The organism is Methylobacterium thuringiense, from assembly GCF_022179645.1.
Taxonomy (GTDB): Bacteria; Pseudomonadota; Alphaproteobacteria; order Rhizobiales; family Beijerinckiaceae; genus Methylobacterium; species Methylobacterium thuringiense.
In genome coordinates this window covers 1-17,918 of record NZ_BPRA01000014.1, presented here as the reverse complement: position 1 = coordinate 17,918, position 17,918 = coordinate 1, and the positions used below count along the sequence as shown (strand labels likewise).

Here is a 17,918-nt window from a genome sequence, read left to right as displayed (position 1 = left end):
CCGCTCACTTCAGGAAGTCGCGCACCGGCTCCAGCGACACCGCGGGCGCCTCCTCCTGCGGCACGTGCCCGAGGCCCGGCAGGGCTACGAGCCGGCTGCCGGGGATGCGGCTCAGGTAGTCGGCCGCGTTGGCGATGGGGATCATGCCGTCCTTTTCGCCCCAGAGCAGCAGAGTCGGGGCCTGGATCCGGCGTAGCAGCGGGTCGGGATCGGCGAGGACCGCCTGCTCCATGCGGGCGATCATGGCGTCGCGTACCCCCGGCGCCAGCATCAGGTCGCGGTAGCGGGCCACGACATCGTCTGTTAGGCGGGCGGGGTCGGCGTAGGCCGGCGCGAGGCTCATCCGCACGAAGGGCGTGGGCAGGATGAAGCGCAGCAGCCGGAACGAGGCCGGAACCTCCGGTACCTGTCCGTAGCCGGCTCCGGGAGCGGCGAAGCCGTCGGGCGAGATCAGCACGAGTTTTTCGACCCGCGCCGGGCTCTCGGCAGCGAATCTCCAGGCGATGCGTCCGCCGATCGAGTTTCCGATCAGGCTCGCCCGCGCGACCCCGAGCCGGTCCATCAGCCCGGTCAGCACCTCCAGGCTGCGGCGGTCGGAATAGTCGCCGGTCGGATCGGGGCCGGTCAGGCCGGCGCCCGGCAGATCGAATCGGATCACGCGATGGTCGGCCGACAGGGCCTCGGCCCAGGGCTCCCAGGTGTGCAGACTCGATCCGAAGCCGTGCAGCATCACGATTGCCGGCGCGTCGCGCGGCCCGCTGTCCCGGACATGCAGCCGGACGCCCGCGACCGCGACGAAGTCCGTCAGCGCATCGGAATAGCGGGCTTCGAGATCGGGACGCGCCTTGTCCGGCGTGTAGAGCCAGATCCCGCCCGCGATCAGCGCCGCCGCGAGGCCGAGCGACAGGATCACCAGAGCGAACTTCATGCGGTGTCCTCGAGCCTCAAGCCTGCGGCGCCACTCCTACCACGGCAATCCGACACGAGCCTGTGATCCGAAGGGGATAGTCGATCCGTCACCCTGGACGCCGGCCCCGGTTCGGCTACCTCGATCCGACAGACCCACGCCTACGATCGGAGCCGTCTGGTGAGCCAAGCTGCCGCGCCGGTTCTCGACACCCCCGCCATCCCCCGCAAGCCCGGGGCGGCGCGCCACGGCGCGGGACCGGCCCTGATGCTCGGGGCGCTCGGCGTCGTCTACGGCGATATCGGCACCAGCCCGCTCTACGCCTTCAAGGAGGCGGTCAGGGCCGCCACGGCCGGCGGCGCTCCGGTGCCGATGGCGGCCACCGGCGCGGTCTCGCTGATCCTGTGGGCGCTGATCCTGATCGTCTCGCTGAAATACGCGGTGCTGATCCTGCGCGCGGACAACCGGGGCGAGGGCGGCATCGTCGCGATGCTGGCGCTGCTCGGCGCGCGGCACGCCGAAGCCAGGACACGGCAGGCCTTGCTCCTCACCGTCGGCCTCGTCGGCGCGGCCCTGCTCTACGGCGACGGCGCGATCACACCGGCGATCTCGGTACTCTCGGCCATCGAGGGCCTGAAGGTCGAGGCGCCGGGGCTGTCGCGCTTCGTCGTGCCGATCACCCTCGCGATCCTGGTCGGCGTCTTCGCCGTCCAGCGCAAGGGCGTCGCCGTGATCGGGCAGGTCTTCGGGCCGGTGATGCTGGTCTGGTTCGTGGTGCTTGCCCTCATGGGCGTCGGCGGCATCGTCCATGCCCCGCAGATCCTGTCCGCGGCCAACCCGCTGAAGGCGGTGGAGTTCGTGACCCATGCCGGCTGGCACGTCAGCTTCGCCATGATGGGCGCGGCCTTCCTGGCCGTCACCGGCGGCGAGGCGATGTATGCCGATCTCGGGCATTTCGGCGCCTCGGCGATCCGCAAGGCCTGGTTCTGCCTCGTGCTGCCGGCGCTGGTGATCCATTATTTCGGGCAGGGCGCGCTGCTCATCGTCGAGCCGGACGCCATCGAGAGCCCGTTCTATCGCCTCGCGCCGGCCTGGGCGCACTACCCGCTGATCGGGCTGGCGACGCTCGCCGCCGTGATCGCCTCGCAGGCGGTGATCTCCGGCGTCTTCTCCCTGACGCAGCAGGCGATCCAGCTCGGCTTCATGCCGCCGATGCGCGTCGTCCACACGGCGAGCGAGGAGCGTGGCCAGATCTACGTTCCGGCGGTGAACTGGCTGCTGGCGCTGGCCACCATCGCCGCGGTGCTGATCTTCGGCTCGTCCGACGCGCTGGCCGGCGCCTACGGCATCGCGGTCTCGGCGCTGATGGCGATCACCACGCTGCTGGCGGCGCTCGTCGCGCTCAAATGGGGCTACAACCCCATCGCCGTCTTCGCGCTCAACGGGGCCTTCCTCGTCATCGACCTCGTCTTCCTCTCGGCCAACAGCGTGAAGCTGTTCGAGGGCGGCTGGTTTCCGCTGGTGCTCGCCTTCACCGTCGCCTTCCTGATGCTGACCTGGATGACCGGCAACCGCCTGCTGGAGCAGAAGCGCAAGACGCTGCGTCAGCCGGAGGAGGCGTTTCTCGCCGCGCTCAAGGCCAACCCGCCGATCACCCTGCCCGGCACCTCGGCCTTCCTCTCGGCCGGCATCCACGGCATCCCCCTGCCGATGGTCCGGCTCGTCGAGCGCAGTCACGCCCTGCACCAGCGGGTCCTGATCGTCACGGTGCTCTACGAGGAGGACCCGGTGATCGCCACGAAGGACCGGGCCGAGGTCACGCGGATCACGGACGACATCATCCGCGTGACCCTTCGCTACGGCTTCATGCAATCGGCCTCGATTCCCGAGGGCCTGCGCTGCGCCGTGGCGAGCGGCCTGTTTCCGGGCGCGTTCCTCGAGGACATGACCTATTTCGTCGGCCACGAGGTTGTGATTCCCTCGGCCGACCATCCCGGCATGTCCGTCTGGCGCGAGGGTCTGTTCGCCTTCCTGAAGCGCAACGCCGAGCGCTCCGGCGCGCATTTCTGCATTCCCGCCCGCCAGGTGGTCGAGGTCGGCACCGAGATCGAGATCTGAAACCTCACTCGTCGTCGAAGGTATTGGCCTTCAGGCGCTGCTGCGAGGCGATGCATTCGCGCATCGCGTCCTCGATCTTGGCATCCTTGGCGCCGCCATAGACCGAGATGTCGTCGATGCACTTGAGGAAGTAGCCGGTCGTGAAGCTCTCGTTGAGCGCGATGAACGACTTCCCGAAGCGCGTGGCGAGCTGCATGCGGTCCATCGCCGGGGCCTTGGCCCAGGCGGTCAGCGGATCGCTCATCGTCAGCGCCTTCGCAGGAATCGGAAGGACGAGGGCAACGGCGAGCGGCAGGACAGTCTTGAGACGCATGGTGCAAAAACCTCCCGGATGCTTTTCTTGAAGATCCCATATTTTTACGCGGAGATCCCAACAAGCCCGGATGTAGAGTTTTTTCTCCGCAAAGCAAAACGGTTCAAGGTCTGGTGATGTCTGTGCTGGTAGTGATTTAATCTTATCTTATTCTTCTTTCGCGCATGCCACGCGAATGGCCGATGGCGAATCCATCCATGAAGCCCGTCACCTACCGTCAAGGCGCCGCACCTTTGCCCCAGTGCGTTGTCAACGCGGCTGTGAAGACCGGGACGTGCGATCCAACGTCCGGCCGGGAGCGACCCCCAGCATGACCGACACCATCCCGCAGGCGCTGGCGATCCGCCTGCGCCAGCAGGCGATCCTCTCCGATTTCGGCGTCGAGGCCCTACGCGCCACGGAACTCCTACCGCTGTTGCAGCGGGCGACCGAACTCTGTGCCGAGGGCATGAAGGCCGAGTTCTGCAAGGCGCTCGAATACCATCAGGCTCAGGATTGCCTGATGGTCTGCGCGGGCGTGGGCTGGGGCGCGGACGTGGTCGGCAAGGCGATCGTCGGGGCCGATCTCGCCTCGCCCGCGGGCTTCGCTATGAAGACCGGCCGGCCGGTGATCTCGAACCACCTGGAGAACGAGACCCGCTTCCGCACGCCCGAGCTGATGGCCGCGCACGGCGTGCGACGCGCCATCAACGTGCTGATCTCCAACCGCGACGGCCATTACGGCGTGCTGGAGGTCGACGACACCCGCGAGGGCGTTTTCGGCGAGGCCGACATCGCCTTCATGCAGGGGTTCGCCAACCTCGTCGGCGGGGCCATCGAGCGGCAGCGCGCGGAGGCGCGGCTCAAGGCGGCGCTGGAGCGTCAGGACCTGCTCACGCGCGAGATGAGCCACCGCGTCAAGAACAGCCTCGCCGTCGTCGCCGGGCTGTTGTCCCTACAGGGGCGCGGCACCGAGAACGAGGACGTGAAGCGGGCGCTGGCCGACGCCCAGAGCCGCGTTGAGGCGATTGCCCAGGTCCACGATCAACTCTGGCGCCAGCCCGACGTGACGACGATCGACCTCGCCGCCTTTCTCGAAGCGCTCTGTGCGAGCCTCCAGGTCAGCGCCGGCCCGCACAAACTCGTCTGCCGCGCCGAAACCCTCGCGCTTTCCGCCGACCTCGCCGTGCCGCTCGGGCTGTTCGTGAACGAGCTCGTGACCAATGCGATCAAGTACGCCTACCCGGCGGACGCGGCGGATGCCTTGGGCGAGATCCGTGTCGAGGCATCCGCGGCCGCCGACGGCGGCCTCCTCGTCGCCATCGCCGACGACGGCGTGGGCCTGCCCGAGGGCTTCGACCCGGCCACCGCTCGCAAGAGCCTCGGCATGCGCATCGTCAACAACCTCGCCCGGCAGCTGGAGGGGACGCTGAGCGTGGTGCCGGGCAAGGGCGCGCGGTTCGAGTTGCGGATGATGCCGCGGGGGTGAGGCCGGCCGCGAGGGCGGTGCGCCGCCCTCACACCAGCCCGAGCTTCTCCGCCAGCCCGATCCGCTGCAGCTTGCCGGTGGCGCCCTTGGGGATCTCGTCGAGGATCACGATCCGGGCCGGCACCTTGAACGCCGCGAGACGCTCGGAGGCGAAGCTGCGGATGTCCTTCTCGACGGCGGTGACACCCTCGCGCAGCACGATCGCGGCGGCGACGTCCTCGCCCAGCTTGTCGTGCGGCATGGCGAAGGTCACGCATTGCGACACGGCCGGGTGGTCCATCAGGATCTCGTCGACCTCGCGCGGCGAGATCTTCTCGCCGCCGCGGTTGATGATCTCCTTGAGGCGACCGGTGATCGAGAGGTAGCCCTCGGGTGTCAGCACGCCCTGGTCGCCGGTGCGGAACCAACCCTGGCGGGTGAAGGCCTCTGCATTGGCCTTCTCGTTGTTCTCGTAGCCCGCCATGACGTTGTCGCCGCGGATCACGATCTCGCCGGTCTCGCCGGCCGGCAACGGCTCGCCCGCGAGGTCGACGATGGCGATCTCGGGGCCTGCCGCCAGACCGACCGAGCCGGCATGGTGGGCTTTCGGCGGCAGCGGGTTCGAGGCCATCTGGTGGGCGGCCTCGGTCATGCCGTAGGCCTCGATCACCGGGGCGCCGAAGGTCGCCTCCAACTCGTTCATGACCTGCGGCGGCAGGGACGAGGACGACGAGCGGATGAAGCGCAACGGCGTCGACTCGATCACCTCCTTGTTGCGCGCGGCGCGGCCGAGGATCGCCTGATGCATGGTCGGGACGCCGGTGTACCAGGTCGGCTTCACCTCACCCATCCAGCCGAAGAACTTGAGCGCGTTGAAGCCCGGCGTGCACGAGACCTGACCGCCCGCCGAGAGCGGGGCCAGAATGCCCGCGATCAGACCGTGGATGTGGAACAGCGGCATGATGTTGAGGCCGCGATCCTCCGCGGTGAAGGCCAGCGCGTTGCGAATGTTGCGGGCCGAGGCGCAGACGTTCGACTGCTTCAGCGGCACGATCTTCGGACGCGACGTGGTGCCCGAGGTGTGCAGCACCAGCGCGATGTCTTCGGGTTGCGCCGTGCCACCGTTCTCGGTCGGGCCCGGTCCCTCAGTGGCGAATGACAGCGAAAAGCTGCCCGCGCCCTGGTCCGGCGTCGGGGTCAGGCGGGCGACGGCGACGCCGAGCTTTTCCGCGATGGCGACGGCCGGCGACTCGCTGCCCTCGGTGACGATCAGCAGCCGCGCGTTGAGGTCGTTCAGGTAGAACTCGAACTCGTCCGCCTTGTAGGACGGATTCAGGGGCGCCGAGGTGCAGCCGGCGGCGACCGCGATGAAGGCGGTCGCCATCTCCGGGCCGTTCGGCAGCACGATCGCCACCCGGTCGCCGCGGCCGATTCCTTGCGCGTTCAGCTCCGCGACGGTGCGCTCGGCCAGCGCGCGCAGCGCCTTGAAGGACAGCGGCACGCCGCCGGGGCTCGACAACGCGGTGGCGTCGTCGGCGCCGGTCCGGATCAGGGCGTGAAGGGTGGTTGCGTCGGCCACGTCGGTGTTCCTAACGGCTGAAATATCGAAGACGAATCAGGCTTTGGCGATGGCGAGGCGGCCGTTGGCCGTCTCCAGGCTCTGCGACAGCAGCCGCATCAGCGCGTAGACGCTGCCGATATGCGGCGTCGGCACGTCGATCAGCCGGCCGAGTTCGATCACCGAGCCGACGAGCGCCTCCAGCTCGATCGGCCGGCCGGCCTCGACGTCCTGCAACATCGAGGTCTTGTGCGCGCCGACCTTCTCGGCACCGGCAATGCGCTTGTCGATGCCGACTTTGAAGGTGATGCCGAGCGTGTTCGCGATTTTTTCCGCCTCCTTCATCATCGCGGTGGCGAGTTCGCGCGTGTCGGGGAAGCGGCAGATGTCTTCCAGTGTCGCGTGACTGAGCGCGGAGATCGGGTTGAAGCTCAGGTTGCCCCAGAGCTTGAGCCAGATCTCGGCGCGGATGTCGCCGGTCACCGGGGCCTTGAAGCCGGCCTTGGTCAGGCGGCGCGACAGGTCGAGCGCGCGCTCGGACTTGGTGCCGTCGAGTTCGCCGAGGCCGAAGCGGTTGCCCTCGATCACCGTCACGGTGCCGGGATCGGTCAGCACGGCCGCCGGATAGACCACGGAGCCGATCACCTGGCGCGGATCGAGATGCGCCGCGATGACGCCGCCCGGATCGGCGGTCTCGAGCTGCGTGCCCGCGTACTGCCCGCCGTAGCCGCCGGAGAAGTACCACCACGGAATGCCGTTCTGCATGGTCACGACCAGGGTGTCGGGACCGATCAGGTGCTTGAGATCGGCCGCGATCGGCCCGACCTGATGCGCCTTGACCGTGAGCAGCACGATGTCGTGCGGCCCGGCCTGCTCCATGGACTTCACGGCCTTGACCGACTTGGCGTGGAGAACGGTGCCGTCCTCCTCGATCAGCCGCAGGCCGTCGCTGGCGATCGCGTCCGCATTGCTGCGGGCGATGAAGGTGACGTCCTCGCCGGCTTCCGCCAGCCTGACCCCGAGATAGCCGCCGATGGCTCCGGCGCCGACGATCGCGATGCTCATGCTTCAGTCCGTTTCTGGGTCCTGACCGAGGCGCCCGCCGCGTCCGTCGCGCCGCCGGTGCCTGCTCGTGCCGCGACCCGGAGGTCGCGTGATGATTCTATGTTCGATCGGCCTGCCGGGCACCCGGCCGTTCGTCTACTCGAAGCGGTTCGACAACGTTCCGATGCCCTCGATTACGACCTCGACGGTCCCGCCCTTCGGGATCGGCCCGACGCCGTTCGAGGTGCCGCAGGCGATCACGTCGCCGGGCTCCAACGTCATGCCCTGCGACAGCAGCGAGACCAGCCGCGCGGGCGAAAAGATCATGTCCGATACCGGGTAGTTCTGGCGCTCGCGCCCGTTCACCAGGGTGCGCACCGTCAGGGTCGCCGGATCGAGGCCGGTGGCGATGACCGGGCCGAACGGGCCGAACCCGTCGAGGCCCTTGGCACGGCACCATTGGGTAAAGCTCGCATCCGCCTTGAGGATGGATGGGGCCGTGACGTCGTTGATGCAGGTGTAGCCGAAGATGTGAGACGCGGCCTCGGTCTCGTCGAGGTCGCGCGCCGGCTTGCCGATGACGATGCCGAGTTCGCCCTCGTACATCGCCCGGCCGGCCGCCTCCGGCACCGCGATCACCGCGCCCGAGGGGCGATAGGTGTTGGCCGGCTTCAGCAGGAACAGCGGCGCCTCCGGACGCGCCAGCTCCTGCTTCTCCGCCATCGCATGGAAGTTGTTCCAGAGCGCGATCAGCTTCGAGGGGCGGCAGGGCAGGGCGACCGTGACCTCGGCGAGGTCCACCGTCTCGCCGGTCGGCGCCGGGTCGCCGAACAGTTCGCCCGTGAAGACGGCGATGCGGTCGCCGTCGAGACGGCCGAAGCCGTCCCGGCCGTCTTGTGTGTACCGGATCCAGAGGGCCATACCTCAGGCGCTCCGGGCGATCACGCGGGCCCGCCAGGGCTTGAGCACCGCGATGGCCAGCAGCGAGGCCAGGATGTTGGCGCCGGCGGCGACGAGAAACACGCCGTCCCAGCTGCCCGTGCTCTGCTGCAGGTAGTTCGCGGCCGGCACGAGCAGGGCCGCCGTGCCCTTGGCGGTGTAGAGCAGCCCGGCATTCGTCGCGGCGAACTTGGAGCCGAAGGTGTCGGTGCAGGTCGAGGGGAACAGCGAGTAGATCTCGCCCCAGGCGAAGAACACGAAGCCCGAGAGCAGCACGAACCAGAGCGGGTCGTGACCCCAGAGGTAGAGCATGAAGATGCCGGCGCCTTCCATCGCGAAGGCGATGAACATCGTGTTCTCGCGGCCGATCCTGTCGGAGACCCAGCCGAAGAACGGACGCGTCAGGCCGTTGAGCACCCGGTCGATCGTCGCGGCGAAGGTGATCGCCACCATGGTCAGCCCGAGGATGGTCACGGGGATCTTGTCGACGCCGATATCGGCCGCGATCGGCTTCAGGTTGGCGGTGATCATCAGGCCGCCGGCGCCGACGATGACGAACATCAGGTACATCAGCCAGAAGATCGGCTGTCGGGCGACCTCGCCCGGGGTGTAGTTGCGCCGGGTCTGGATGACGCTGGCATTGGCAACCGCCCGCTGAACCTGACCCTTCTTCGGGGAGGCGAGGAACACGGCGAGCACGCAGACGATCAGGCCCTGGCCGATGCCGAAATAGAAGAACGCGGACTGGAAGCCCTGCTCGGAGATCATCCACTGGATCGGGGCGACGGTCAGCGCCGACCCGGCACCGAAGCCGGCGGCGGTGATGCCGGCGGCCAGCCCGCGCTTGTCTGGAAACCACTTCAGCGCGCTGCCGACGCAGGTGCCGTAGACCGCGCCCGCGCCGATGCCGGCCACGACCTGGCCGAGATAGAACATGTTCAGCGTCTCGGCGTAGGAGTTGATCACCCAGCCGATGCCGCAGAGCAGGCCGCCGAACAGCACCACGACCTTCGGGCCGTACTTGTCGACGAACCAGCCCTCGACCGGCACGAGCCAGGTCTCGAACAGCACGAACAGGGTGAAGGCCCACTGGATCGCGGCCCGGTCGAAGCCGAACTTCTTCTGGATGTCGGGGACGAAGAAGGTCCAGCCGTATTGGAGGTTGGCGATCATCACCATGCAGATCACGCCGAGAACGAGCTGACCCCAGCGGCCGAAGGGCGGAGCATCCGCCACGGAGGCGGAATAGGCGCCGGGTATGGGGTCGGCGGCTTGCAGGGCCATAGTCGCAATCCTCGGTCTGCGTTTTCTTGTGCGTGCGCTTACACTTTGCATCCACGCTTCTAGTTGGGTGCATTTTGAATACAACTGCCTTGACCATGGGCAGATCGCAGCGCTCGCCGCAAAATATTTGGCACTAGCCTCTAAAAAATTTGAACTGCACTGCGGCATCGGCAGGCGAAGCCGCTGGCGGCCACCGGACCAAGTCCCTGGCATCGCGGGGCGTTCCCGGAGCGGGGCGTCGCTTGACAGGCGGCGGCCCGCCATGGTCGGAACACCCTGGCTTTTCGCGGTCGCCCAGGCGGTCCGCACGAGTGCAACGGTGCGGGCGAGGAACGGCGCGTGAGGCTGAGCATGAGGTTGCGACGGGCGGGTGGGCCTGCCTTGGTCCGCCATCTGCCGGGTCTGCTCCTGGCTCTGGCTTTCATCCTCGGTGCCGCGCTGCCGGGCACGGCCCTGGCGCAGGGCGAGGTCCGCAAGAGCTTCGACGATTGGCAGCTGCGCTGCGAGACGCCGGCCGGGGCCAAGTCCGAGCAATGCGCGCTGGTGCAGTACGTCGCCGCCGAGGACCGGCCGAACCTCACCCTCGTCGTCATCGTGCTCAAGACCGCCGACAACCGCGGCTACCTGCTGCGCGTGGTCGCCCCGCTCGGCGTGCTGCTGCCCTCGGGGCTCGGCCTGAAGATCGACAACAACGACATCGGCCGCGCCGGCTTCGTGCGCTGCCTCACCACGGGCTGCGTCGCCGAAGTGGTGATGGACGACGGGCTGCTGCGCACCTTCAAGGCGGGCAAGCAGGCAACCTTCATCGTCTTCCAGACGCCGGAGGAGGGGGTCGGGATCCCGCTCTCGCTCAAGGGCTTCGACACCGGCTTCGAGTCGATGAAATAAATTCGTCCGATTTCGGTGCCACTGGCGCTGGACGTGGGACGAATCGGAACGGGTACCATGCGGAAACGGGGTCAGGCGGCGGCATCGCTCGCGCTCGCGCTCACCGGCATCGGTGCCGCGCAGGCGGAATCGGGCAGCTTCTTCAAGAACATGTTCGGCGGTGTCGGGACGAGCAGCGGTGGCGAGGTGCCGAGCCTCAGCGGGCCGAAGCTGCAGGACCCCGAAGAGGCCTATTGCCCGCAGATCGACGTGCGGGACGGCGGGGCCGCCATGCAGGCCTTCGCCGGGGCGGCCGGCGACAACAGCCGTCTTCGCCACCAGCTCACCTTCGGCCAGATGAGCCGCGAATGCACGGTGCGTGCGGGCGGTGCCGTCGGAGTCCGGGTCGGCGTGCAGGTCCGGGCGCTCCTCGGGCCGGCCGGCGCGCCGGGCACCTTCGAGGCGCCGCTCACGGTTTCACTCAAGTACAACGACAGGGTCGTCGCCTCGCAGACCCGCCGGGTCGCGATCGCGATCCCGGCCGGCGCAGCGCAGGGGCAGACCTCCGTGGTGGCGGACGAGCTCCTCGTGCCCGCCGACATGGCAGTCGGCTACGACATCGAGGTGGCGCTCGCCGGTACGCCCCCCCGCCCCAAGGCACCGGCCCGAAGCGCCGCCCGCCGCGCCAAGCCGGTTCCGGCCGAAGCCGCCGCTCCGGGCGAGACCCCGGCTGCCGCGCAGTGACAGGGAAGATTTGCGTGACGGCCTCCCGCATGAACCGGGGATCATGGAGCACGCCCCTATCTCCGTCGTCCGGCAACCGGGTCCGCTTCTCCATCCGGACGGGCCGGCCATCGCACCCGTAGAGCCGCGTCTCCGGGCCGTGCCGGCCGCGGCGCCCGGCCGCTGGCACGGCCGTGCCGCCGCCTTCACGCTCGAACCCATCGGCGATCCGCTGTTCGAGCGCCGCCTGCTGCCGGCCGGGCGGCTGCGCGATCGCTGGATCGTGCTGACCTACCGCATGGATCCGCTGGCCCCGCCGCTCCGGCCGATGCTCCGCCTCGTGCGCGCGGGCGGAGAGACGCAGGATGTCGTTCTGCCGGGCGTGGCGCTGGGCTCTGCCTCCTGGCTCGGCCTGCTTCCGGCGGACCTGGACGAGATCCGGCTCGCGGCAGGGCCGGGCTTCGTTCTGGAGCGGGTGGGCCTGCGCGGCCATGCCAGCGTGCTCGCCGAATGCCTTCAGAAGCGCCCGATCCGGGTCGTGCCGGCGCTCTACAACCGGTTCCGCGGCGACGCGCGACGCTATCGCGACATCCTGCGCGGGGCCTGCGCGGTCAGTCCGCTCGCCCGCTATCCCGGCTGGCGAACCGAGCGCCTGCGCGCCCCCGCTCCGACCGAGCACGGCACCGAACTTGGTGCCGGGTCTGCGATCCGGCTGATCCTGTCGGCGCGCCGCTCCGAAGCCGCCGCCGTCGGCCGGACGCTGGCGAGCTTGATCGCGCAGCATCACCGCGCCTGGTCGCTCACCATCGCCTGGATCGGCGACGATCCGCACGAGCCGGTCGAGCACGGCGACCCGCGCATCGCCGAATCCGCCTGGGACGCCGCCGCCCCCGCGGCCGGGCTTCTCGCCGGGGCCGACGCCCTCGGCCTCCTCCGCCCCGGCGACCGGCTGTGGCCGGATGCGCTGTCGATCCTGGCGCGCCGTCTCGCCGGCCCCGACGCGCCGGATTGCGTCTATGCCGACGAGGAGGTGGCCGGCGCCTCGCTCCAGCCCAGGCTCAAGCCCGACTGGAGCCCCGACCTCGCCCGCGTCACCGGCTATACCGGCCGGCCGGTGCTATTCTCACGAGCCCTGATCGCGTGTCTCGGCGACACTCCGGTCGGGCCGCCGGACGGGCTGGCGTTCGGCCTCGCCGCGACGTCGGCTGCACGAACCGTCGCCCACGTCCCGCGCATCCTCTGCACCACCGCGCCGAGGCCCGACGATACCGCCGCACGGGCGCAAGCCCTCGACGGCCATCTCATCGGAGCCGGCTCAGCCGCCCGTGCCGAGATCCGAGGCGGCATCCTCGATCTGCACTGGCCGGTGCCGCAGCCGGCGCCGCTCGCGAGCATCGTCATCCCCTCGCGCGACAGGCTCGACCTGATCGGCCGGGTGACCGAGGGCGTGCTGCGGAGGACCGACTATCCGTCCATCGAACTCGTCATCATCGACAACGGCTCGACGGACCCCGCCGTGTTGCGGTTCTACGAAACCCTGCGCGCCGATTCCCGCGTGCGCATCGTGCCCTATCCGCACCCCTTCAATTTCTCGGCGATGACCAATGCCGGCGTTCGGGCCTCGCACGGGCAGGTGCTGGTGCTCCTCAACAACGACATCGCCGTGCTCAAGCCGGGCTGGCTCTCGGCCCTCGTCGCCCAGGCCGTGCGGCCGGAGGTCGGGGCGGTCGGGGCCAAGCTGCTCTACGAGGACGGCACGCTCCAGCATGCCGGCGTCGTCGCCGGTCTCGGCGGCCGCGCCGGCCACATCCTGCGGCGACGCCCCGGCGACACCCCCGGCCATCTCGGCCGGTTGCGCGTCGCGCACGAGGTCTCGGCGGTGACGGCGGCGTGCCTCGCCGTGGAGCGCCGAAAATTCGACGCGGCTGGCGGCTTCGACGAAACCACCTTCGCCATCGACTTCAACGACGTCGATTTCTGCCTGCGCCTCGGTGCTCTCGGCCTCAAGACGATCTGGACGCCGCAGGCCACGCTCTCCCACCTCGAATCGGTCAGCCGCGGCCGGCCGAAGGGCGAGGAGCGCCGCCGCTTCGAGCGCGAGGCCGACACCTTCGCCGCCCGCTGGCGCGACGTCATCCGCCACGACCCGTTCTACCACCCGGCCCTCTCCCTCACGACCTTCGGCGAGGACCTGGAGTGATGTTTTGGGAGTATGGCGTCGCGCCGAAGACACCCGTCGTTGCGAGCGCAGCGACGCCATCCAAGGCCCGACCCGCACCGGCGGAGCGACGGACCAGTATGGCTTCTCCTCCTCGCAATGACGGGGAGGGAGGTGTGTTGTCGGCAGGGCCGGGGCCCGCCCGCCGATGACCGATCGCAAGACGCCGTCACCCGATACGGACCCAACCGCCCTGCGCTTCGCCTTCGCCCAGAAGCGACACCTCTCGGCGATCCTCGCGGCGCTCATGCGGCACCCGCGCGACGCGCGCGCGATCGCTTGGGCGCGCCTCACGGGCAAGCGCCTGCGCGCGCGACAGAAATTCGCCGCACTCGCCGGCATCGATCATCGGCTGTGGCTGCCATCCGGCTGGGGACCCGGGCTGGAACCGGCCGCAGCCCTTGCCGCGCACGACATCGCCGTCACAACGGCTGATGCACCGTCCGGCCCGGCGAGCGGCCATGCCGCGATCGTCGTGCTCCTCGCCCCCGGCCACACCCTCCTCGCCGGCGCCGCCGCGGCCATCGCAAAGGCCTTCTCGGAGAATGAGGGGCTTCAGGCGCTCTATGGCGACGCCCTCGTCGAAGGTGACGACGGCAGACTCCTGCCGATTCTCCGCCCGGCCTTCGATCCCGACTTCTTTCGGAGTCTCGACGCCGCCGGTCCGGTCGTCGCGGTGCGAGCGGCGCGCCTCGCCGGCATCGAACGAAGCCTCGTGCCGGGGGCCGAAGCCCTTGCCTTGCTCCTGCACATCGAGGCCGAGGGCGGCGCCGTTCGCCATCTCCCGCGCCTGCTCTCGATCGCGCCGCTCCCCCGGAGCCACGGGCCGAGCCCCGACGCCCGCCTCGCGGCCGTCCGCGCCGACCTCGACCGGCGCGGGGAGAGCGGTACCCGCATCGCGGTCGACGACGGCATCCTCGCCGTCACGCGCCCGCTTCCCGAGCCCCGCCCGCTCGTCAGCCTGATCGTCCCGACCCGCGACCGCCTCGACCTGCTTCGGCCCTGCATCGCCAGCCTCGTCGCCCGCACCGATTGGCCGGCCAAGGAGATCCTGATCTGCGACAACGGCAGCCGCGAGCTCGACACACTGGCCTATTTTCGCGATTGCGAAGCCCGCGGCATCGCCCGAATCGTCCCCTGTCCCGGCCCGTTCGACTTCGCCGGCATGAACAACCGCGCGGCCGAGGCGGCGCAGGGCCGCCTGCTCGCCTTCGTCAACAACGACGTCGAGGCGTTTCAGCCGGATTGGCTAGAGCGGATGGTACGCGAGGCGCTGCGGCCGGATGTCGGCGCTGTCGGGGCCAAGCTGCTTGACGGGGAAGGCCGCATCCAGCACGGCGGCGTGGTGCTCGGCACCGGCGGCCTCGTCACCCACGGCCACCGGCATTTTGCGGGGGATGCGCCGGGCTATCTCGGTGCGCTGACGGTGACGCACCGGGTCTCCGCCGTGACCGCGGCCTGCCTCGTGGTAGAGGCCGAAAAATTCCGGGCGGTCGACGGCTTCGACGCGGAGCACTTTGCCGTCGACTTCAACGACGTCGATCTGTGCCTTCGGCTGAACAAAGCCGGCTACCGCACCCTGCTGGTGCCCTCCGCCGTGCTGCACCACCGCGAGGCGGCGAGCCGGATCCGCTCATCGGAGGCGGAAGCGCGCCATCGTCGAGAAGTGGCGAACCTGAAAAAACGATGGGGGCCGCTGCTCGCGCAGGACCCCCATTATCACCTGGGCTTCGACCCGAACCTGTCGACCCATGCGCGGCTGCGCAGGGGCTGGACCGGCCTGGAGCCGGCCGAGCCCCGCTAGAGCGCCTACTGGACCAGACGCGGCCCGCCGGTCTGCACCTTCTCGTTCTCGGACATGATGCCGAGGCGCTTGGCGACTTCCGTGTAGGCTTCGATCAGGCCGCCGAGATCCTTGCGGAAGCGGTCTTTGTCGAGCTTGTCCGCGGACTTGATGTCCCAGAGCCGGCAGGAATCGGGGGAGATCTCGTCGGCGACGACGATGCGCATCAGGTCGCCTTCCCAGAGGCGGCCGGTCTCCATCTTGAAGTCGACGAGGCGGATGCCGACGCCGAGGAAGAGGCCGGACAGGAAGTCGTTGACGCGGATGGCCAGCGCCATGATGTCGTCGATCTCCTGGGGCGTGGCCCAGCCGAACGCCGTGATGTGCTCTTCCGAGACCATCGGATCGTTGAGCGCGTCGTTCTTGTAGTAGAACTCGATGATCGAGCGCGGCAGCTGCGTGCCCTCCTCGAGCCCCAGCCGCGTCGCCAGCGAGCCGGCGGCGACGTTGCGCACCACCACCTCGAGCGGAATGATCTCGACCTCGCGGATGAGCTGCTCGCGCATGTTCAGCCGACGGATGAAGTGCGTCGGCACGCCGATGTCGTTGAGGTGCTGAAACAGGAACTCGGAGATCCGGTTGTTGAGCACGCCCTTGCCGTCGATGACCTCATGCTTCTTGGCATTGAAGGCCGTCGCGTCGTCCTTGAAATGCTGGATCAGCGTGCCGGGCTCGGGACCCTCATAGAGGACCTTCGCCTTGCCCTCGTAGATGCGACGGCGGCGATTCATGGGCGTGTACCGTGGTTTGAGGAAGTCCATGGGCCGTGGCTCCTTGCGGGACTGGCACCTGATGCGGGATCCGCGGCGCGGCGACCCGGAGCGGGGTCGAGCAGCGAAAGACGTCATCGGCGATAGTCTTCCACGGCCGTGTGCCAAACTACCCGATGCGCATTGGCAGCACAACGCGTTAGCCGGTGCAGCGGCATGCATGCGAAGCTGCCGTCGCGCGGCGATCGCCCTCGGCCGGCGTGAGGGACCGCTCCGTTCAGGAGGCCGCCGCCAGCGGCTCCACGGTCTTCGAGGGATACCGGCACAGATCCGCGATCGGGCAACGCGGGCATTCGGGCCGGCGCGCCTTGCAGATGTAGCGCCCGAACAGGATCAGCCAGTGATGGGCGTTGAGCAGGAAAGGCTCGGGCACGATGGCCTCCAACCCCGCCTGCACCTTGTCCGTCGTCGCGGCGACGACGAGGGGAATCCGGTTCGCGACCCGGAAGATGTGGGTGTCGACGGCGATGCGCGGCACGCCGAAGGCCACGTTGAGCACCACGCTCGCGGTCTTGGCGCCCACGCCCGGAAGCACCTCCAGCGCCTCGGCGGTGCGCGGCACCTCTCCATCGTGCCGCTCCACCAGGATGCGCGAGAGCGCGATGACGTTCTTCGCCTTGGTATTGAACAGTCCGATGGTGCGGATGGCGTGGCGTACCCGCTCCTTGCCGAGGTCGAGCATCTTCTGAGGCGTGTCGGCGATGGCGAAGAGCGGCGTGGTCGCGATGTTCACGCCCTTGTCCGTCGCCTGGGCCGAAAGCACCACGGCCACGAGCAGCGTGTAGGCGTTCAGGTAGTGGAGTTCGGCCCGTGGCTCGGGGTTGGCGTCGCGCAGCCGCGAAAAGATCGTGGCCAGGGTCGCGGCGTCGACGGGCTCGGGGGTCGTGTCGATCGCGGCGACGAGGGGCTTGGCCAACCGGGCTCCCGCCTTCCCCTCGGCCTTCCCCTTGGCTGGACGCCCGATCGCGGCCTTTTCGCCGCCGGCTGGTTTTGTCACGGGCGGCGGCTTCCTGGCGGGCATGCGGGCGTTATATTGACCTCATGGCGAGCGGCAACCTCCAGGCCCATCCCGACGGGCTCGATCCCGATACGATCGACCGCCCTCTCTACGAGACGGTCATCCGTCCGCACCAATCCCTGAGCCGGGACGGCTTTCGGATGGTCATGGCCTTCTGTTGCGCCGTTTCCCTCGTCACCTCGATTGCCTGCCTGCGCATGGGCTTCTGGCCGATCGCCGGCTTCTTCGGCCTCGACATGCTGGCGCTCTACGCGGCGCTGAAGGTGAGTTTTCGGCGCGGGCGCTCGTTCGAAGAGGTGGCGATCTCGCAGATCCAAGTGGTGCTGGCCCGGGTCAGCCATCGCGGCGAGCGCCGCGAATGGCGCTTCAACCCGCTCTGGACCAAGCTGACTCGTGTCGAGGACGAGGAATTCGGCCTGCGGACCCTGACCTTGGTCTCCCGTCATGAGCATGTCGCAGTGGCGCGCGATGCATCTCCCCCGGAGCGTGAGCTGGTGGCGCAGGGTCTGAGCCGGGCATTGGCCAAGGCGAAGAAGGGCTACTGACACCGCGCGCTCGCACAGGGTGACACGGCATGGTGCGACGCCCCCGGGGCGTACGTTCTCGTGCTGCAGTGCATTTTCCGATTGACGTCTCCGGTCTGTCTCCGTATATCCCTGGTCATCGGCGCCGGCCGCGGAAGCAGCTCGGTGGCCTTCGCATCTTCTGAACAATCTGCGGGAAGTGTCCGGCGACTGTCGGGCGGCCTGCTTTTGGTTTTTTGGGTGTGAGCGTGTCGGTTTCGAGAGCCTCTGGTTTTTGGGTTGACACGATTTTGGCGGCGCATTAATCAGCGCCTCCGCTTCGGATCTGGCTGGTTGATCTGGTTT

At 68.8% G+C, this 17,918-nt stretch carries 15 protein-coding genes; 7 read left to right on the top strand and 8 right to left on the bottom strand.

The window, feature by feature from the left end:
• Positions 1-4 precede the first annotated feature (4 nt).
• On the bottom strand, positions 5-928 hold the full coding sequence (locus MFF07_RS14830; protein ID WP_238232285.1) for an alpha/beta fold hydrolase: 924 nt from the start codon (positions 926-928) through the stop codon (positions 5-7).
• Between the two features lie 159 nt (positions 929-1,087).
• Between MFF07_RS14830 and MFF07_RS14825 the strand changes: the two genes are divergently transcribed.
• Entirely contained in the window at positions 1,088-3,025 is a 1,938-nt protein-coding gene (locus tag MFF07_RS14825; RefSeq protein WP_373322359.1) for a potassium transporter Kup, read from the top strand.
• 4 nt (positions 3,026-3,029) lie between these two features.
• Here the strand turns inward: MFF07_RS14825 and MFF07_RS14820 are convergent, their stop codons facing one another.
• Positions 3,030-3,338 (bottom strand): hypothetical protein, encoded by a 309-nt coding sequence (locus MFF07_RS14820; protein ID WP_147818525.1) that lies wholly within the window; start codon positions 3,336-3,338, stop codon positions 3,030-3,032.
• Between the two features lie 310 nt (positions 3,339-3,648).
• Here MFF07_RS14820 and MFF07_RS14815 point away from each other — a divergent pair, with 310 nt between their 5' ends.
• Complete coding sequence (locus tag MFF07_RS14815) at positions 3,649-4,806, top strand: sensor histidine kinase (protein WP_147818524.1); 1,158 nt, start codon at positions 3,649-3,651, stop codon at positions 4,804-4,806.
• Positions 4,807-4,834: 28 nt separating this feature from the next.
• Here the strand turns inward: MFF07_RS14815 and MFF07_RS14810 are convergent, their stop codons facing one another.
• The 4 genes from MFF07_RS14810 to oxlT form a co-directional block, all read right to left on the bottom strand.
• Complete coding sequence (locus MFF07_RS14810; RefSeq protein WP_147818523.1) at positions 4,835-6,364, bottom strand: acyl--CoA ligase; 1,530 nt, start codon at positions 6,362-6,364, stop codon at positions 4,835-4,837.
• Positions 6,365-6,400: 36 nt separating this feature from the next.
• A complete protein-coding gene (locus MFF07_RS14805; protein ID WP_147818522.1) occupies positions 6,401-7,408 on the bottom strand; it encodes a ketopantoate reductase family protein in 1,008 nt (335 codons plus the stop codon).
• 135 nt (positions 7,409-7,543) lie between these two features.
• Positions 7,544-8,308 (bottom strand): fumarylacetoacetate hydrolase family protein, encoded by a 765-nt coding sequence (locus MFF07_RS14800; RefSeq protein WP_147818521.1) that lies wholly within the window; start codon positions 8,306-8,308, stop codon positions 7,544-7,546.
• Positions 8,309-8,311: 3 nt separating this feature from the next.
• A complete protein-coding gene (gene oxlT, locus MFF07_RS14795; RefSeq protein WP_147818520.1) occupies positions 8,312-9,610 on the bottom strand; it encodes an oxalate/formate MFS antiporter in 1,299 nt (432 codons plus the stop codon).
• Positions 9,611-9,961: 351 nt separating this feature from the next.
• Between oxlT and MFF07_RS14790 the strand changes: the two genes are divergently transcribed.
• From MFF07_RS14790 to MFF07_RS14775, 4 genes are all read left to right on the top strand, one after another.
• Complete coding sequence (locus tag MFF07_RS14790; protein ID WP_147818533.1) at positions 9,962-10,498, top strand: invasion associated locus B family protein; 537 nt, start codon at positions 9,962-9,964, stop codon at positions 10,496-10,498.
• Positions 10,499-10,555: 57 nt separating this feature from the next.
• On the top strand, positions 10,556-11,221 hold the full coding sequence (locus MFF07_RS14785) for a hypothetical protein (protein WP_238232284.1): 666 nt from the start codon (positions 10,556-10,558) through the stop codon (positions 11,219-11,221).
• Positions 11,222-11,264: 43 nt separating this feature from the next.
• A complete protein-coding gene (locus tag MFF07_RS14780; RefSeq protein WP_238232283.1) occupies positions 11,265-13,400 on the top strand; it encodes a glycosyltransferase family 2 protein in 2,136 nt (711 codons plus the stop codon).
• A gap of 166 nt (positions 13,401-13,566) precedes the next feature.
• Complete coding sequence (locus MFF07_RS14775) at positions 13,567-15,222, top strand: glycosyltransferase family 2 protein (RefSeq protein WP_147820520.1); 1,656 nt, start codon at positions 13,567-13,569, stop codon at positions 15,220-15,222.
• Between the two features lie 5 nt (positions 15,223-15,227).
• On the opposite strand, the gene purC is transcribed toward MFF07_RS14775, so the two are convergent.
• Together purC and nth are read right to left on the bottom strand one after the other, a co-directional pair.
• Positions 15,228-16,022: a phosphoribosylaminoimidazolesuccinocarboxamide synthase gene (gene purC, locus MFF07_RS14770; protein ID WP_147820522.1), complete on the bottom strand. Its 795-nt coding sequence runs from the start codon at positions 16,020-16,022 to the stop codon at positions 15,228-15,230.
• 226 nt (positions 16,023-16,248) lie between these two features.
• The gene (nth, locus tag MFF07_RS14765; protein ID WP_147820524.1) at positions 16,249-17,052 is read right to left on the bottom strand and encodes an endonuclease III; all 804 of its coding nucleotides are present in this window, start codon (positions 17,050-17,052) and stop codon (positions 16,249-16,251) included.
• Positions 17,053-17,072: 20 nt separating this feature from the next.
• On the opposite strand from nth, the gene MFF07_RS14760 reads away from it, so the two are divergent.
• Entirely contained in the window at positions 17,073-17,594 is a 522-nt protein-coding gene (locus tag MFF07_RS14760) for a DUF2244 domain-containing protein (RefSeq protein ID WP_147820526.1), read from the top strand.
• Positions 17,595-17,918: the final 324 nt, after the last annotated feature.

Coding starts and splice junctions, on each gene's coding strand:
- nth (WP_147820524.1), bottom strand. CDS start 17,052: ATGCCCGCCAGGAAGCCGCCGCCCGTGACAAAACCAGCCGGCGGCGAA.
- MFF07_RS14760 (WP_147820526.1), top strand. CDS start 17,073: ATGGCGAGCGGCAACCTCCAGGCCCATCCCGACGGGCTCGATCCCGAT.
- MFF07_RS14805 (WP_147818522.1), bottom strand. CDS start 7,408: ATGAGCATCGCGATCGTCGGCGCCGGAGCCATCGGCGGCTATCTCGGG.
- purC (WP_147820522.1), bottom strand. CDS start 16,022: ATGGACTTCCTCAAACCACGGTACACGCCCATGAATCGCCGCCGTCGC.
- MFF07_RS14800 (WP_147818521.1), bottom strand. CDS start 8,308: ATGGCCCTCTGGATCCGGTACACACAAGACGGCCGGGACGGCTTCGGC.
- MFF07_RS14790 (WP_147818533.1), top strand. CDS start 9,962: ATGAGGTTGCGACGGGCGGGTGGGCCTGCCTTGGTCCGCCATCTGCCG.
- MFF07_RS14785 (WP_238232284.1), top strand. CDS start 10,556: ATGCGGAAACGGGGTCAGGCGGCGGCATCGCTCGCGCTCGCGCTCACC.
- MFF07_RS14775 (WP_147820520.1), top strand. CDS start 13,567: ATGACCGATCGCAAGACGCCGTCACCCGATACGGACCCAACCGCCCTG.
- MFF07_RS14830 (WP_238232285.1), bottom strand. CDS start 928: ATGAAGTTCGCTCTGGTGATCCTGTCGCTCGGCCTCGCGGCGGCGCTG.
- oxlT (WP_147818520.1), bottom strand. CDS start 9,610: ATGGCCCTGCAAGCCGCCGACCCCATACCCGGCGCCTATTCCGCCTCC.
- MFF07_RS14780 (WP_238232283.1), top strand. CDS start 11,265: ATGGAGCACGCCCCTATCTCCGTCGTCCGGCAACCGGGTCCGCTTCTC.
- MFF07_RS14820 (WP_147818525.1), bottom strand. CDS start 3,338: ATGCGTCTCAAGACTGTCCTGCCGCTCGCCGTTGCCCTCGTCCTTCCG.
- MFF07_RS14815 (WP_147818524.1), top strand. CDS start 3,649: ATGACCGACACCATCCCGCAGGCGCTGGCGATCCGCCTGCGCCAGCAG.